14 protein-coding genes are annotated in these 16,735 nt (G+C 57.8%); 5 read left to right on the top strand and 9 right to left on the bottom strand.

Annotation, left to right across the window (positions count from 1 at the left end; translation table 11 throughout):
• Window positions 1–57: 57 nt before the first annotated feature.
• On the top strand, window positions 58–1,041 hold the full coding sequence (locus AC2FLX_RS04685; protein ID WP_480750705.1) for a quinone oxidoreductase family protein: 984 nt from the start codon (window positions 58–60) through the stop codon (window positions 1,039–1,041).
• A 172-nt stretch (window positions 1,042–1,213) separates the two neighbouring features.
• Here the strand turns inward: AC2FLX_RS04685 and AC2FLX_RS04680 are convergent, their stop codons facing one another.
• Window positions 1,214–2,611 carry an aminotransferase family protein gene (locus AC2FLX_RS04680; protein WP_480750704.1) on the bottom strand — a complete coding sequence of 466 codons (1,398 nt, stop codon included), beginning with the start codon at window positions 2,609–2,611 and terminating at the stop codon, window positions 1,214–1,216.
• A gap of 224 nt (window positions 2,612–2,835) precedes the next feature.
• Here AC2FLX_RS04680 and AC2FLX_RS04675 point away from each other — a divergent pair, with 224 nt between their 5' ends.
• A complete protein-coding gene (locus AC2FLX_RS04675; protein ID WP_480750703.1) occupies window positions 2,836–4,467 on the top strand; it encodes an acyl-CoA synthetase in 1,632 nt (543 codons plus the stop codon).
• Here the strand turns inward: AC2FLX_RS04675 and AC2FLX_RS04670 are convergent.
• Entirely contained in the window at window positions 4,464–4,928 is a 465-nt protein-coding gene (locus tag AC2FLX_RS04670) for a DOPA 4,5-dioxygenase family protein (RefSeq protein WP_496875384.1), read from the bottom strand. The two genes, AC2FLX_RS04675 and AC2FLX_RS04670, sit on opposite strands and share 4 nt — an antisense overlap.
• 54 nt (window positions 4,929–4,982) lie before the next feature.
• Between AC2FLX_RS04670 and AC2FLX_RS04665 the strand changes: the two genes are divergently transcribed.
• Window positions 4,983–6,641: a U32 family peptidase gene (locus tag AC2FLX_RS04665; RefSeq protein WP_496810304.1), complete on the top strand. Its 1,659-nt coding sequence runs from the start codon at window positions 4,983–4,985 to the stop codon at window positions 6,639–6,641.
• Between the two features lie 146 nt (window positions 6,642–6,787).
• Window positions 6,788–9,328 (top strand): AMP-binding protein, encoded by a 2,541-nt coding sequence (locus AC2FLX_RS04660; RefSeq protein WP_496810303.1) that lies wholly within the window; start codon window positions 6,788–6,790, stop codon window positions 9,326–9,328.
• A 12-nt stretch (window positions 9,329–9,340) separates the two neighbouring features.
• On the opposite strand, the gene maiA is transcribed toward AC2FLX_RS04660, so the two are convergent.
• From maiA to hmgA, 7 genes are all read right to left on the bottom strand, one after another.
• The gene (maiA, locus tag AC2FLX_RS04655) at window positions 9,341–9,985 is read right to left on the bottom strand and encodes a maleylacetoacetate isomerase (protein ID WP_480750699.1); all 645 of its coding nucleotides are present in this window, start codon (window positions 9,983–9,985) and stop codon (window positions 9,341–9,343) included.
• A 66-nt stretch (window positions 9,986–10,051) separates the two neighbouring features.
• Window positions 10,052–10,594, bottom strand: coding sequence for a VOC family protein (locus AC2FLX_RS04650; RefSeq protein ID WP_480750698.1), 543 nt, complete (start codon window positions 10,592–10,594; stop codon window positions 10,052–10,054).
• Window positions 10,591–10,797 (bottom strand): DUF2783 domain-containing protein, encoded by a 207-nt coding sequence (locus AC2FLX_RS04645; RefSeq protein WP_496810302.1) that lies wholly within the window; start codon window positions 10,795–10,797, stop codon window positions 10,591–10,593. The genes AC2FLX_RS04650 and AC2FLX_RS04645 overlap by 4 nt, the downstream gene beginning before the upstream one ends.
• 4 nt (window positions 10,798–10,801) lie before the next feature.
• On the bottom strand, window positions 10,802–12,412 hold the full coding sequence (locus AC2FLX_RS04640; RefSeq protein WP_480750696.1) for an FAD-dependent oxidoreductase: 1,611 nt from the start codon (window positions 12,410–12,412) through the stop codon (window positions 10,802–10,804).
• A gap of 138 nt (window positions 12,413–12,550) precedes the next feature.
• Entirely contained in the window at window positions 12,551–13,501 is a 951-nt protein-coding gene (locus AC2FLX_RS04635; protein ID WP_480750695.1) for an MBL fold metallo-hydrolase, read from the bottom strand.
• A 10-nt stretch (window positions 13,502–13,511) separates the two neighbouring features.
• A complete protein-coding gene (gene fahA / locus AC2FLX_RS04630) occupies window positions 13,512–14,768 on the bottom strand; it encodes a fumarylacetoacetase (protein WP_496810301.1) in 1,257 nt (418 codons plus the stop codon).
• A gap of 43 nt (window positions 14,769–14,811) precedes the next feature.
• The gene (gene hmgA / locus AC2FLX_RS04625) at window positions 14,812–16,167 is read right to left on the bottom strand and encodes a homogentisate 1,2-dioxygenase (protein WP_496810300.1); all 1,356 of its coding nucleotides are present in this window, start codon (window positions 16,165–16,167) and stop codon (window positions 14,812–14,814) included.
• Window positions 16,168–16,224: 57 nt separating this feature from the next.
• On the opposite strand from hmgA, the gene AC2FLX_RS04620 reads away from it, so the two are divergent.
• A complete protein-coding gene (locus AC2FLX_RS04620) occupies window positions 16,225–16,677 on the top strand; it encodes a MarR family winged helix-turn-helix transcriptional regulator (RefSeq protein ID WP_496748287.1) in 453 nt (150 codons plus the stop codon).
• Window positions 16,678–16,735 lie beyond the last annotated feature (58 nt).

Below are 16,735 nucleotides of genomic sequence, written 5' to 3'. Positions count from 1 at the left end.
GAGGATTGTTCAATGTGCAGGGTATGTTAGCCTGAACAAGAGACAGAGGAGGCAGTCATGAACGATACAGCGCGCACCGTGGTCATTCATCAAACAGGTGGACCGGATGCCCTGCGGATCGAGGATCGCGCCGTCGGCGAGCCTGGTCCGGGTGAGATCCGCATTCGCCACCGCGCCTGTGGGTTGAACTTTATCGATGTCTACCAGCGCTCTGGCCTATATCCATTGGCGTTGCCGCACGCTTTGGGGATGGAGGCCTCGGGCGTGATTGAAGCTGTAGGAGAAGGCGTAACTCATCTTGCGCCGGGTCAGCGCGCTGCCTATGCGGCGACCCCGCCCGGAGCCTATTGCAACGCGCGGGTGATGCCGGCCGCACAGGTCTGCCCGCTGCCGGATGAGGTTGGCTTCGATGAAGCGGCGGCTATGATGCTCAAGGGGATGACGGTCGAGTACCTGTTTCATCGCACCACGCCGTTGAAACGCGGGGATACGGTGTTGTTTCATGCGGCGGCAGGCGGAGTCGGTTTGATCGCCTGCCAGTGGGCCAAGTCAGAGGGGATCACCCTGATCGGAACCGCCGGGTCGGAAGAGAAGTGCAAACTTGCCCGTTTTCACGGTGCCGCGCATTGCATCAATTACCGGACTGAGAATTTTGCCGAAAGGGTTCGGGAATTGACCGGAGGTCAGGGGGTTGATGCCGTCATGGACTCTGTGGGCGCGGACACTTTCGAAGGGTCGCTGGATTGCCTCAAACCTTTGGGCATGATGATTTCGTTCGGTAATGCCTCGGGGCCCGTGCCGCCTTTCAACCTGGCGGTTCTGGGGCAAAAGGGCTCGCTAAAAATCACCCGCCCAACGCTGTTTACCCATATTGCCGATCACAGCGTCTGTCAGGCGATGGCGCGGCGCCTGTTCGGCAAGGTCACCGGTGGTGAGGTCAAGATCCGCATAGATCAGCGCTTCCCGCTTGAGCAGGTGGCGGATGCACACCGGGCGCTAGAGGCGCGGCAGACCACAGGCAGCACGATTTTGGAGCTTTAGGATCTGGCCTGGGTAACGATTGGCTGGCGGATAGAGATGGTCGGTTGAGAAAGCGAACGAGGTTTCCGCTGGTTACAGCTTCTTGGAATGAATGAACCGGCGCGGTGGGCGCGCCGGTTCGGGAGGACACCTGCCCCAAATCGGGGAGAGAAGGGCAGGTGATCGAGTTTTGTCAGCCGAAAACGCGGCCCAGAGCGCCGTCAACGGCATCGGTGATCTGATCGATGTCATCCGGCGTCGCAATCAGCGCGGGCGAGAAACACAGGGTGTTGTTGCGGCCCGGCAGCGACCGGTTGGTCACACCGATGATCACGCCCTGCGACATGCAGTCTGCAACTACTGCCTGCGCCAGTTTCTCGTCCACCGGTTCCTTGGTCGAACGGTCGGCGACCAGTTCGGCACCCAGGAACAGGCCCTTGCCGCGCACATCACCGACAACCTTGTGCTTCTCCATCAGTGCCTGCAGGTTGCCCATCATCCGGGCGCCCATTTCGGTGCAGTTGCCCAGCAGGTTCTCGTCCTCGATGATGCGCATATTCTCGATCGCCGCGGCGGGACCGGCGGTGCAGCCACCAAAAGTCGAGATGTCGCGGAAGTAGCCCATCGGATCGCTGGCGTCTTCCTTGAACATGTTGAACACCTCTTCGGTGGTCACCATACAGGCGATCGCGGCATAGCCCGAGGCAACACCCTTGGCCATGGTCACGAAATCCGGCTTGATTCCATATTGCTGGTAACCGAACCAGGTACCGGTGCGGCCAACGCCGCAGACGACCTCGTCAATATGCAACAGCACGTCGTATTTCTTGCAGATTTCCTGCACCCGTTCCCAGTATCCGGTGGGCGCTTCGATCACGCCGCCGCCCGCCGTCACCGGCTCAAGGCACAGCGCGCCGACGGTATCGGGGCCTTCGCGCAGGATCACCTCTTCGATCGCATCTGCCGCTGCACGGCCGAATGCTTCGCCGGACAACTCCTCTTTACCCAGTTCGTGCTTGCGATATTCCATGCAGTGCGGAACGCGTACGAAATCGGGCGCGAACGGGCCGTATTGTGCGTTGCGTTCGTCCTGGCCACCCGCTGACATGGTGGCAAGGGTCGAGCCGTGATAGTCGCGGTCGCGATAAAGGATCTTGGTCTTTTTGCCGCCATAGCGCTTGTGCGCGATTTGGCGAACCATCTTGAAGGCCTTCTCGTTCGCCTCGGAGCCGGAGTTGGTGTAATAGACCCGGCTCATGCCCGGCATCTTGTCGATCAGTTTTTCGGCAAAGATCGCACCGGGGATCGAACCGGCGGAATTGGCGAAATAACACAGTTTCATCAGCTGGTCATAGACCGCCTTGCAGATCGATTCGCGGCCATAGCCGACGTTGACGGTCCACACACCGCCGGAAACGGCGTCAAGGTGTTCCTTACCCTTCTGATCCCAGACGCGCATGCCCTTGCCTTCGACAATGATACGCGGGTCATTGGTTTCAAATGGTTTATGCTGGATCAGGTGATGCCAGATATGAGCGCGGTCGGCTTCGACCACACGGGAGAGATCGTTTTCGTTGAACGTGCCGTCCATGACATGTCCTTTCAAGATGAAGCGGTGCTCGGTCTACGGGGCACAGCCCGCCAGAGCAGATTGTTTTCCATAAACCAGATCACCGCGAAAGGGCACAATTATATAGGGCCAGTTCGTTTGATCACTTATCTCCAGACCGTCGACGCATGGGTATTATTACAGGTTTGTCAGATGCTGTGCTTTGTGCTCAAACTTCGGTTCGAAGATCAGGGAGGAAACGGGTGATGACTTTGCCAAATATCTATGAGCGCCATCTGGACCAGAACCGGGCCAACTACACGGCCTTGTCACCACTCAGCTATCTGGAACGCACTGCGGCGGTATATCCCGACTATCCGTCCGTCGTGTACGGTGATCGGCGTTATACATGGGCCGAAACCTATGCCCGTTGCCGACGTCTGGCCAGTGCGCTTTCGGTCCATGGGATCGGGCAGGGCGATACGGTATCGATCATCGCCGCCAACATTCCCGAGATGTACGAGGCGCATTTCGGGGTGCCTATGGCTGGTGCTGTTTTGAACGCGATCAACACGCGGCTGGATGCCCCCATCGTCGCCTTCATTCTGGAGCACGCCGAGGCCAAGGTTCTGTTGGTCGATCCCGAGTTTTCGGGTGTTGTAAAAGACGCTCTTTCCCAGATCGACCTTCCCGATCTTCTGGTGATCGACATCGAAGACCCGAGTTTCGAGCGTGGCGAAAAGCTGGGGACGCTCAGCTATGAAGCGCTTCTGGCCGAGGGCAATCCGGATTTCGCGTGGGGACTGCCTGGTGACGAGTGGGATGCGATTGCACTGAATTACACCTCTGGAACCACCGGAAACCCCAAGGGCGTCGTTTATCACCATCGCGGTGCTGCGCTGAATGCTACGTCCAACATCCTCACCTGGGGGATGCCGCAGCATTCGGTCTATCTGTGGACCTTGCCGATGTTTCATTGCAACGGCTGGTGCTTTCCCTGGACTATGGCCGCGAATGCGGGAACATCGGTCTGTCTGCGCGCCGTGCGGGACGAACCGATCTTTAATGCTTTCCGGGAAGAGAAGGTCACCCATTTCTGCGGCGCGCCCATCGTGCTGAACATGCTGGCGAACGCGCCCGATCATCTCAAGAATTTTGATTGCCAGATCAAGGCGATGACCGCTGGTGCACCACCACCTGCGGCTGTGATCGAAAAGATGGAGGCGATGGGCGTAGAGGTCACGCATGTCTATGGCCTGACGGAAACTTACGGACCCTCTGTCGTCTGCGCCTGGAAAGAGGAATGGAATCAGAAAGGCGCCGAGGAACGCGCCGCGCTCAAGGTTCGGCAGGGGGTCAAATATCTGGCGCTGTCAGGTCTGATGGTGGCCGACCCCGAGACAATGGAACCGGTCCCGGCCGATGGCGAGACCATGGGCGAGATCTTTATGCAGGGCAATATCGTGATGAAGGGGTATCTGAAGAACCCCGATGCCACCGATAAGGCATTCAAGGACGGCTGGTTCGCGTCGGGCGATCTGGGGGTGATGCACCCTGACGGGTATATCGCGCTCAAGGACCGGTCCAAGGACATTATCATTTCGGGGGGCGAGAATATCTCTTCGGTCGAGGTCGAGGGTATTCTTTACAAGCACCCCTCGGTCATGGAAGCAGCGGTGGTGGCGCGACCGGACGAAAAATGGGGAGAAACACCCTGTGCTTTTGTCGAGCTGAAACCCGGGCGCGAAGCGACGGAGGCGGAATTGATTGCGTTCTGCCGGGACAACATGGCCCATTTCAAGGCACCCAAAACGGTTGTGTTCGGTGCATTGCCGAAGACATCGACCGGCAAGATACAGAAATTCATCCTGCGGGATCAGGCGCGGGCACTGACTTAGTCGTCAAAGCCGTCGAAGATCGACAAATCCAGGTCCAGCATTTCGCCCATCCAGATTGCCCGATCCCGGTGATCGGCCAGATGGTCGCCGGTTTCCGGGTGTGTGAAAATGGTCAGACCCTGCCGGTCGAGCATCAGCCACGGAATCACCCGGTCGAAGGCTTCGGGGCCGAAAGCCAATTGGCAACTCCATCGCGGGTGGGGTCCGACGTTTTTTGAATGCACGCGGCCCATCTTGACCGGAAACAGGCGCGTAGCCTCTTCGCAGATTTGTCGGGCGGTTTCTTGTGTTTTCTCGTCGAAATAGACGTGGGCATGATAGCCGGTGATGTCGGGCATAACGTTCTCCTGGACCAGGTCAGAGAAGACTATCACCCAAGCCAATTCTGGCAATTCATCGCCACCAAACAGATCGTGTGCAACCGTGCGGGCGCGTTTGGCGACGATAAGAAAACGGTTCACAATGGCTCTATTCTCCCTTAGAACGCACCATTCTCTTAAAGTCTGGCCAAGATCATGTCACAGAACCGATCCGAACTGCTGATGCCTGCGGGCAACCTGCGCAAGCTGAAGATGGCGATCCTATACGGGGCCGATGCCGTATATCTGGGTACGCCGGATTTGTCGCTGCGCACGAAATCTGAGTTTTCGCTGGATGAAGTGATTGAGGGCGTCGAATTCTGCCATGAACATGGTCGGCGGGCGTATCTGACGCTGAACCTGTTTTCGCACAACAAGGATATTCCCAAGCTTGATGAATACATTGACACGGTGCGCAAGGTTAAGCCGGACGGCCTGATCGTGGCCGATCCGGGCGTGTTCCAATACGTGCGCGAACGCGCGCCGGAACTGCCGCTGCATGTCTCTACTCAAAGCAACATCTGTTCGTGGCTGTCGGTAAAATTCTGGCAGGATCAGGGGGCCGAGTTGTGTGTTTTGGCGCGTGAGGTATCCTTTGCGGAACTCAAGGAGATCCGCGAAAAATGCCCGAATATCAAGCTTGAGGCCTTTGTGCACGGGGCCATGTGTATGACCTATTCAGGCCGCTGCCTGTTGTCGAATTTCATGGCCGAGCGCGGTGCCAACCAAGGTAACTGCGCCAACTCCTGCCGCTGGAACTATTCATTCCGCATGCGGATGAAGGACGGCACGGTGCAAGATCTAAACATCACGGACGAGAATGCCGATTTGTTCGAGTTTTTGCTGGAAGAAGGGTGCCGCCCCGGCGAGTTGATGCCCATCGAGGAGGATGGGCGGGGATCGTATATCCTGAACTCCAAAGACCTTTGCATCATGCCCAGACTCAACGAGTATCTTGAGATCGGCGTAGATAGCCTAAAGGTCGAAGGGCGTGGCAAGTCGGAATACTATGCCGCCATCGTCGCGCGGGCCTATCGCATGGCCATCGACGACTATTATGCCGATCCCGAGAACTGGGACCCCAAACCTTACATGCGCGAGTTGGAGGCGGTCGGAAACCGGGGGTACACGCTGGCCTTTCATGATGGGCGCCTGTCAAACTATTCGCATGGCTATGAACACACCGCCTCGCTTGCCCAATGGGAATATGCAGGCGTTGTGACCGAGGTGACTGATGATGCATTCCTTGTTGAGGTGAAGAACAAGCTTGAGGCCGGCGAGGTGCTTGAGTTTGTCTCGCCCATCGCGCGTGAAACGGTATTGTTGAGGGCCTACGATTTTGAACGTGCCGAAGATAGCGAGCGTTTGGATGTGATACACGGAAGCACCAAGACCGTGATCCGTCTGCCGTTCACGTTGTTCGATCACGAGGACATCGACGAACTGCGTGGCCGCTTCCCGGTGTTTTCGGTTTTGCGCAAGGAACGTGCCCTGACAGACGAACAGTGGAACAGGGTGCGTTTCGACAAGTTGACGCAAGGTCTGGAAATATCGGGTCGCGACAATCCGAAAGCTTATGAGCGCCGCCGCGACGCACTGGTCGACAGCATCGGCGAAGGGGCGAATGACCGGCGGTTCAAGACCAACCGGGTCGGTACCGAAGGGTGCTGCGGTCGAGGCTGCAACGGATGCCTGATCTTTTGGCAAGACGATCAATATGCTCAGGCGCGCGAGGTTTTGATGAAGCGCAAACAAGGCGAACAGCTTTCCCGCGCCGAAGCGTCGAGCTTGCGCCAGGTTGAAACCGCACGCTAGAGGCTTTTGATCATTTCCAATGACGTGAATTGGAACCGCTCGGGCATAGTGGCCGAGCGGTTTTTTGTCTGGCCCATGGTAACAGAATTTCATTCTTGACAAAAATAATAAGGAAAAATATCCCCTGCCTTCAGACGGAGGCCGCGATGTTTTTTCACCTCGACAGTTTGAGAGCATTTGGAGACCACCCATGTCTGGTTATGGGCGGGGAAAAGGTGACGACCTATGCCGATCTTGCTGACATGGCAGAGGCATTCGGTCGGCGTTTGCCGACAGATCGTGGCGTGATCGCTATCGAGATGACGGCAACGGCGGAGGTCATCGCGGCCTATATCGGTGCATTGGCGGCGGGGTATGCTGTCATGCCTTTGCCTGATGGCGATCTTGAGACAGCGCGCAACCTTGAGACCCGGTTTCACCCGACGGCGAGCTTTCGCTTGACGGGTGGGCGCAGGCGCCTTTTCATGCATGATTGGCAACTGACCGACCTGCATCCCGACCTAGCATTGTTGTTGCAAACGTCCGGCAGCACCGGACATGGGCGCGGGGTTCGTCTGTCGTTTGGCGCGATCGAGGCCAATGCCAGAGCCATCGCTGAATATCTGGAAATCGGGCCGAAGGACCGTGCGGCGCTGGTTCTGCCGCTGCACTACTCCTATGGCCTGTCTGTCCTGCATTCACATCTGGCAAGCGGGGCCAGTCTGTGGCTTGCGCCGGGTTCAATACTGGACGTGGGGTTTTCCGAGCAATTGTCGCAATCCTGTGCGACTGGCCTGGCGGGCGTGCCGCATCATTTCCGTTTGTTGGAAAGCGCCGGTCTCGGAGATACGCTTCCGTCGATTGTCAGGACCCTGACCGTTGCGGGTGGCGCCATGCCACCTGCGCAAGTGTTACAATGGAACGCCAGGATGCAGCGGCGCGGCGGACGGTTTTTCGTGATGTATGGTCAGACCGAAGCTACCGCGCGTATCAGCTGGCTGCCGCCAAAGCTGGCAGCATCGCATCCTGACAGCATCGGCATGGCCATTCCAGGCGGTCGGATGTTTTTGCGAGATGTTGACGGCCTTGAGGTTTCCGAGGCGGAAACCGAAGGGGAACTGGTTTTTACAGGTCCGAACGTGATGATGGGTTATGCCCGCGATTATTTGGACTTGGGCAAACCGGCAGAGTTGGACGCGTTGGCGACTGGCGACCTGGCATGTTGTGGTGCAGATGGGGTATTCCGAATTACTGGACGGCTGTCGCGCATTTCCAAAATTGCTGGGCTGAGAATTGGTCACGACGCGTTGGAAAATGCGTTGGCGGAACTGGGGTTCGAGGTTGCGGTTTGGGGGGATGACAGCTCAATCCGGATTGCCGTTTGTGGTGCGTCTACAGGAGTTGCCGACAATGCGGCCCGCTTGGCCGGAATTGGCAGTCAGCATTTTCAAGTTGTTCATGTCAGGGCGTTGCCGCGGCGACCGAACGGCAAGATTGACTATCCTGAACTAAAGGCCAAGGCAGCGGCAAGCGATGAACCGCAGGATCGCGGAGTTCTGGTTGCATTCCAGGCTGCATTTGCGCCCAAGATCGTGGGTGGGAACGACAGTTTTGCCTCACTCGGGGGTGACAGCCTGTGCCATGTGGAACTGTCGCTGGCTCTTGACACCTGCCTTGGCGGCGCTCCGGACGGCTGGGAAAAGATGCCGGTCCAAGAGCTTGAGAGAACCAGGCCCAATCGTTCGCCCTACGTGCCGACCGAGATCATGGCCCGCGCGCTGGCCATTCTTGCAGTTGTGACGGCACATCAGACCCTATGGCCGGTCTATGGCGGGGCGGCCGCGATGGTGATGCTGATGGGAATGAGTGTTGCCAGCTATCGCTGGGATGCCTTGAAAACAGGAGACCTGCCCAGTTTCCTGACCCCGATGATCGCAGTTCTGGTTCCGTATTATCTGATCCTTGCAGTCTATGCACTGGTCTGGGGTCAGGTCCCCTGGGCATCGGTCTTTCTGGTCGGGAACTTTGCGTGGACCACACCAGAAACACATCTGATGCTGCCGTACCTTTATTGGTTCGTCGAAGCCTATGTGCAGATGACCCTGTTGCTGGCCGCTCCGTTTCTGTTTCCACCGCTGCGCAACTGGCTGGCACGACAAAGTCGATTTGCGATCGGTCTTGGGTTGTTGGGAATCGCCGTTGGCCTGCGCGTTACGATACCCGAGCTATTCCCGATGCATGGGCGGGCGCAATTCACGGTGCCATGGGTTTTTTACCTGTTCGCGCTTGGGTGGTGCATCGTATCAGCCCGCACAAGGACTCAGCGCCTGATCCTGCTGGTGGCTGCTTGTCTGATCATGCCGCTGGCCGCGTATCTGGGTGGCAACTGGTACGGAGGCTGGATCAAATACTTGAGCCTTCTGGCCCTTGCCGCCCTGTTGGTATTTGTACCGCGCATTCCTGCGCCAAAGGGTTTGGTTCGCCCGATCATGCGGTTGGCGCAAGCGGCGTTCCCCATCTATCTGCTCCACCGCTACGTTCCCGAACTCCTTCTTCCCCTTGCCGGTATTGATGGAGACACGCCGTGGGTCGACGCGCTGGCGATTGCTGGGGGGATCGCGCTTGGTCTGGCGGTTGCAGACCTGCAAAGGCAGATCGGCAATATCGGGTTCGTTTATCGGTCTCGGGAAACCCGCGCCGAGGCGTGAATTCAACGCTCTTTAGTTCGCTGTGGGTGCATTTTCGTCGGGGTGAGCTGCGGCAAAGGCCGGGTGATCCGCGCAGGCGGCTTCGACCGCCAGCAGGCGCGGCAGATCCGAAATCTCAACATCCCAACGGCGGGCGTTGTAGATCTGGGGCATCATGCAGATATCAGCCAGACCGGGTGCAGAGCCAGTGCAATAGGGAGCCTGAGAGTATTCGGACAAGAGTGTATCGAATGCGACCAACCCGGGGCGGATGAAATGGCGCATCCAGTCGCCGGGCATGCCCTCGGCGCCACCGCTCAGCATTGTGGCGTGTTTTGCAACCTGCAGGTTGCAGACGGGATGGATGTCGACCGCAATCGAGTGCGCCAGAGCCTGTGCCTTGGCGCGTTGGGCAGGGTCTTTAGGCAGCAGGTTCAGGCCCCGTGTTTGGTCAAGATAGTCCAGGATGGACAGGGACTGCGTGAGCTTTAGACCATCGATTTCGAGAACCGGGACAAAGCCTTGCGGATTGCGGGCCAGATGTTCGGGGCTACGCTGTTCGCCCTTGGTCAGGTCGATTACAACCGAACGAAAGGCAATCCCCGCCAGATTGAGCGCGATCCGCAGCCTGTAACTGGCTGATGACCGCCAGTAATCATAAAGCACTACATCGTTCATCCTGGTCTCCCAAATGACAAGGCAACCGGTGCGGGGCCGGTTGCCTGTATCGTGTCACCCCTGTCTTCAGAGGTTACTCAGTTCCTTGGCGTGCAGCCAGTCTGCATGTTTGGGTGCCTTCTTGGTCTTTGACCATTCTTCCAGCATCTCCCATTTTACGTCATTCAGCTTGGCCAGCATCTTTTCCTCTTCCGGGTCCGGGCAGGCCAGTTCGATACGGTGGCCGCTGGGGTCGAAGAAGTAGATCGAGTGGAAGATCGAGTGATCGGTGACACCCAGAACTTCGACGCCGTTGGCTTCGAGGTGGTCCTTGAACTTCAGCAACTCATCGCGATCCTTCACCTTGAAAGCGATGTGCTGCACCCATTTCGGCGTGTTCGGATCACGACCCATTTCAGGCTTGGTCGGCAGTTCGAAGAACGCCAGCACGTTGCCGTCGCCCGCATCCAGGAATAGGTGCATGTATGGGTCAGGCTCGTGGGTGGATGGAACGTGATCCTCGGCAATCGCCAGAATGAAGTCCATGTTCAGCATCTTGCCGTACCATTCGACGGTTTCCTTGGCGTCCTTGCATCGGTACGCCACATGATGAATTTTCTCGATTTTCATAGGATTCGCTCCTCCTTGAGCATGGCGGCTTTGATAGCCTCATTCAAAACCGACTGGTCACCGATATGGTTGGCCAGAACCAGAACAAGTCGGGCGTTCAATGCGTCGCTGTCGGCTTTCTCCAGCCCTTCGTGGGCTGCTAGAAGTGCGGCATAGAAATCGTCGGCTTTGTCGATATTGGGTTTCAGGATCAGATCGGCCATGGTCTCACTCCTTGCCGGTGGCCCGGCGGATGGCATGCCGGAACGAGTTTTCTTCGAATGAATCACGACGGGCAGCAACGTGCTGGTCCGGTCGGATCAGGTAGACGCCGCTGTCGGCATCCCCCAGATAGCGGCGTTTGAGTTCCAGCGTCGGATCATCCTTGACCGAAAGCGCCAGACGTTCGACCACGATCCCGTCTTCGTCGATTGTGTCGGGGGCGTCCGCGTCGATGGTGAGCAACGTGAACTTGTCACCGAGCATCGACAGCAAATACCCATCCTTAAGTTTGACGTCCGGGCATGGGGAACCAGGCCGCGTGCGGGCCGGACCGTTCAGCGCATCAGCAGAATTCAGCGGCGAGCCGTCATAGGTGCAGGGCACGCTCAAACGGCCGGAATTTACCAGCGGTCGCGCGAATTCATAACGCTCGCTAAGGTCCAGAACCGCGTCACGCATGATGCGTGACATATCCGATTTCGGTGTGATGAAGTCGGTCGAGCGAGTCGAGTTCATGATGTTTTCGTCAGCACCATGGATGCGTTCATAGTCATAACTGTCCAGCAGGCTTTCGGGGGCCTTGCCCTCAAGCACCAGTTTGAGTTTCCAGATCAGGTTGTCGGTATCCTGCAGGCCCGAATTCGCGCCTCGGGCGCCAAACGGACTGACCTGGTGAGCAGCATCGCCGGCAAAGATCACCCGATCGTGACGGAACTGCTCCATCCGGCGGCATTGGAAGGTATAGATCGAGACCCATTCCAGCTCGAATTTCACATCCTCGCCCAGCATCGCCTTGAGGCGAGGGATCACGTTTTCGGGACGCTTTTCGCGTTCCTTGTCGATGTCCCAGCCAAGTTGCAAGTCGATCCGCCACACATTGTCGGGTTGCTTGTGCAACAGCGCTGATTGGCCTTTGTTGAACGGCGGATCGAACCAGAACCAGCGTTCGGTTGGAAAGTCGGCTTCCATGATGACGTCGGCGATCAGGAAGTTGTCTTCGAACACCCGTCCGACGAAATCCTTGCCGAGCATCGCCCGGATGGGCGAGCCCGCGCCGTCACAGGCGATCAGCCAGTCTGCCTCGAGCGTATAGGAACCTTCTGGAGTTTCCACCTCGACCTTCACGTGGTCGGGATGAGTGCCTACGGCTTCGACCTTGTTACGGCCACGAATTTCGATGGGCGCACCCTCGGCCTGCAACTCGCGGACCCGGTTCACCATGTATTCTTCGAAATAGTATTGCTGAAGGTTGATGAAGGCGGGGCGCTGATGCCCTTCTTCGGGCAGCAAGTTGAAATCATAAACCTGCCGGTCGTCAAAGAAGACCTTGCCGATGTTCCATTCGACGCCCTTGTCGACCATCGGTTGGCCACAGCCGAGCCGGTCGAGGATTTCCAGCGGACGTTTGGCATAGCACACGGCGCGGCTGCCAAAGCTGACCTTGTCGTTGTCGTCCAGCACGACGACCTCGATCCCCTGCTGGGCCAGATCGATGCCGGCGGCCAGACCGATCGGGCCGGCACCGACGACAATCACTTTGTGGCGTACCGGGGCGGACGCATCCTGGTCGGGACTGCGCTCATAGGCATAAAGCGGCACTTCGAAGATTTTGTTCACGGGCTCTCCTCCCATTTGCTCTGCGCAAAAGGCGCAATTCTCCTTTCCTCCGCCACGAGCGCGCCGAAGGGTCTGGTTTATCGTCTCATCGTTTTCAACAGGGCGACACGATCTGGATCAAAGTCGCCCACGACAAGGTCAGCCCTGCAGGGCCTCCCACATCTCCAGATCACGTTGGGCGGTCCAGATGCGTGGGGTATCAATGCCGCGTGCCTCGTCATAAGCGCGCGCTACGTTGAAGGGCAGGCAATGTTCGTAAATCGCGTAGTCGGCGAATTTCGGGTCGCATTCGGCGCGCACTGCGTCCCATGCCTCTTTGAGAGACCCGCCTCGCGCCGCGACCCTGGCTGCCGGGCGGTAGGTGCTTTCGACGAAATCGCGGGTGTTTTCGATGGCGGCATTGACCATGTCCTTGCCAACCAGCGCATCGCCTCGTCCCGGTGCGATGGCGTCGACATCGAACCACTTGATCTCGTCGAGAGTGTCGCCCCAGTCGCTGAAATGCCCGTCGCCGCAATAGCAGGCCGAGTGGTATTCAACGATGTCGCCAGTGAACATCACGTTCTGGTCTGGCACATGGATCACGATATCACCGGCGGTATGCGCGCGCCCCAGATGCATCAGGTCGATCCGGCGGTTGCCCAGATAAACGGTCATCGTGTCGCTGAAGGTGGTTGTGGGCCAGGTCAGGCCGGGGATGCTCTCATGGCCTTCGAAAAGACGCGGGAAACGTTGGAATTCGCTGTCCCAGTCTTCCTGACCGCGTTCGACCACCATGGCGCGGGCCATGTCAGACATCAGGATCTGTTGCGCGCCAAAAGCGCTGGCGCCCAATACCCGCACCGCGTGATAATGGGTCAGCGCCACATGGGTGATCGGTTTGTCGGTCACAGACCGCACGCATTCGATCACCTTGTTGGCTAGACGCGGAGTCGCCTGCGCCTCGACGATCATCACGCTGTCATCGCCGATGATGACGCCGGAGTTCGGGTCGCCCTCGGCGGTGAAAGCATAGAGCCCTTCACCCACTTCGGTGAACGAGATTTTCTTTTCCGACATGTCCCCCTGGGACGCGAATGCTTTGGCCATGGTGAGTTCCTTACCGTGCGTAGGCGTTTTCAAGGGCGGGAAGGATGGTTCCGACGCAATCACCGAAACCGATGGTGTAACCGTCGCCTTTGGCAGAGCCCTTCAGAGTCAGTGTGTCGCCATCCTCGATGAAGCTGCGGGTTTCTCCGGTGTCCAGCGTCAGCGGCTCCTTGCCGCCCCAGCTGAGTTCCAGAAGTGAGCCGCGTTCGGGTTTGGCCGCACCTGAAATCGTACCGGACCCCAGAAGATCACCCGCATTCATCGGGCAACCCGAAGTGGTGTGATGGGCCAGTTGCTGCGCTGCGGAGTAATACATTTCCTTGTAATTCGTCCGCGCGATGGTTGTGGCGTCCTTGCCTTTCGGCGCCATGGTTATTTCGAGATCGATGTCATACAACATCGGGCCACAATCCTTGAGGTGGTCCAATAGCGCGAACTCGCGGGCTGGCGTGTCACAGCGGAACGGCTCAAGGGCTGCTTTGGTCACGATCCAAGGGCTGATCGAGGTTGCGGTTGCTTTGGCTTGAAACGGACCCAGTGGCTGGTATTCCCATGCCTGGATGTCGCGCGCCGACCAGTCGTTCAGCAGGACGTAACCAAAGATGTGGTCATCCGCTTCCTGCACCGTGATCGGGCCATCCGAGGGCGTGCCGACGATCGCGCCCATCTCAAGTTCGATATCGAACCGGCGGCAGGGCAAAAAGGCGGGCAGGTCCTGATCGGGGGATTTCAGCTGTCCCCAAGGGCGACGGATATCCGTTCCGGACACCACGACCGAGGACGCCCGTCCGTTATAGCCAATCGGAATGTGCAACCAGTTCGGCGGCAGCGCGTTTTCCGGGCCACGGAACATGGTGCCCACATTAAACGCATGGTTCCGACCCGCGTAGAAATCGGTGTATTCGCTGACCGCAAAAGGCAAGTGCATCTCGGCTTCGGCCATTGGAACAAGCAGCGCTTCGACCTTGTCCTGTTCTGCTGATCCTTCGCCTAGCAGGGCGATCAGGCGCTCTCGCAGCGCTGCCCAGACGGCGGGGCCTTCTTCCATCAGATCATTCCAGTAGGGCACGTCGAACAGCGGAATCTCGGCCAGGGCGATCAGACCTTCGGCTTCTGCTTCGGTGACGTCCAGGATCATGTCGCCGATGGCGACGCCGCAATGGGGCTCTTCGCTGGCAGTTGAAAAAACCCCATAGGGCAAGTTGTTCAGCGGAAACGGGTGGTTGGCATCATTGGCCGAAGCTACCCAGGATTTCATCAAAGGCATATCATTTCCTTGTCGTGGTGCGACGGAGGCGAACCCGCCGTCCTCATTTCTTTCCAGGTGCGCCGTCGAACTTCTTTTCAAGCGACGTCCAGCAGTCGATATAGTCATCCTGCAGCGGTGCCTCGTTGGCGGCAAATGTTGTCAAATGCTGCGGAAAACGGGTTTCGAACATGAAGGACATGGTGTTTTCCAGCTTGTCCGGCCCAAGGTTCGAATTCGACGCCTTTTCAAAGGCTTCTTTGTCAGGCCCATGCGGCAGCATCATGTTGTGCAGGCTCATCCCGCCGGGCACAAAGCCCTGCGGCTTGGCGTCATACTGACCATAGATGTTGCCCATCAGTTCCGACATGATGTTCTTGTGATACCAGGGCGGGCGGAACGTGTCCTCCATCACCATCCAGCGTTCGCGGAACAGGACAAAGTCGATATTGGCCGTGCCCGGCTGACCTGAGGGTGCAGTCAGGACGGTAAAAATCGACGGATCTGGATGGTCAAACAGGATCGCGCCAACCGGGCAATAGTTGCGCAGATCGTATTTGCATGGCGCGTAGTTGCCGTGCCAGGCCACCACGTCCAGTGGGCTGTGTCCGATTCTGGTGGTGTGAAACTGACCGCACCATTTTATCGTGACTGTGGATGCAACCTCGCGGTCTTCGAACGCGGCGACCGGCGTCTTGAAGTCGCGTGGATTGGCCATGCAGTTGGCACCGATTGGACCTCGCCCGGGCAGTTCGAACTTCTGACCATAGTTCTCGCAGACAAAACCACGGGCCGGACCTTCCAGTATTTCGACACGGTACAAAAGCCCGCGTGGGATGATGGCGATCTCTTTGGGTTCAAGATCGAGGATGCCCAGTTCCGTGGCAAAGCGCAGGCGTCCCTCCTGCGGAACCACCAGCAATTCGGAATCGGCGGAATAGAAATAATCATCGGCCATCGAATCGGTGATCAAATAGATATGGCTTGCCATGCCTACCTGCGTATTCACGTCTCCGGCCGTGGTCATAGTACGCATGCCCGTCAGCCATGTCAGGCCTTCGTCCGAATGCGGGACCGGATCCCAGCGGTACTGGCCAAGGCTGACTACGTCCGGATCTACGCATGGCGCGGATTTCCAAAAGGGTAGGTCGATCTTTTCGTACCGATGCGAATGCTTGACCGAAGGCCGGATGCGATAGCACCAGGTCCGCTCGGGATGCGGCGCGGTAAAGGCCGTTCCGCTGAGCTGTTCACCATATAGTCCATAGTTACATTTTTGCGGGCTGTTCATACCCTGCGGCAGGGCACCAGGCAGGGCCTCGGTTTCAAAGTCGTTTCCAAAGCCGGGCATATAGCCGGGATGCGTGCCCACAGGCGTACTGGCCTGGGTCATTTCGTGCGGGTCAGCCGGACGGTTCATTGCGCGTTCCTCCGTTTACTGCTTGTCGGATAATAGTTGATTTTGTAACTAACAAGCATGACAAACGAGAAAATCACCGAAAAAGATGACTTCGACCTGCGAAATTTCCTGCCTTTCCTGCTGAATCAGGCGGCTGAGGAAAGTTCGTTGGAGTTTCAGCGAGTCTACAAGAATCGCTATGGCATGTTGCGTACCGAATGGCGGGTGCTGTTTCACCTGGGCATTCACGGCGAGATAACGGCCAAGGAAATCGGCGAACGCGCCAAGATTCACAAGACCAAGGTCAGCCGCGCCGTCCACAAGCTTGCACAGAGGCGCTATCTGACACGGGAACGCGACGACAAGGACCGGCGGGTAGAGCGATTGGCGCTGACGACAGCCGGTTTTGCAGTTTATCGCGAGCTGCGCGGAATAGCAGAGCAATATGACGCGAAACTGGCATCTCACTTCACCAAGGGAGAGGCGGCGTTGCTGCGAATGATGCTTCGCAGACTGGCAGGGATGGAGTGAGAGGCTGGCAATATGCTGCTATCGTCACCACATGGGCCGTATCATGCCTGAGTTATTC

The organism is Ruegeria sp. YKSF57 (genome assembly GCF_059612585.1).
This window is presented reverse-complemented; position numbering and strand designations above follow the sequence as displayed.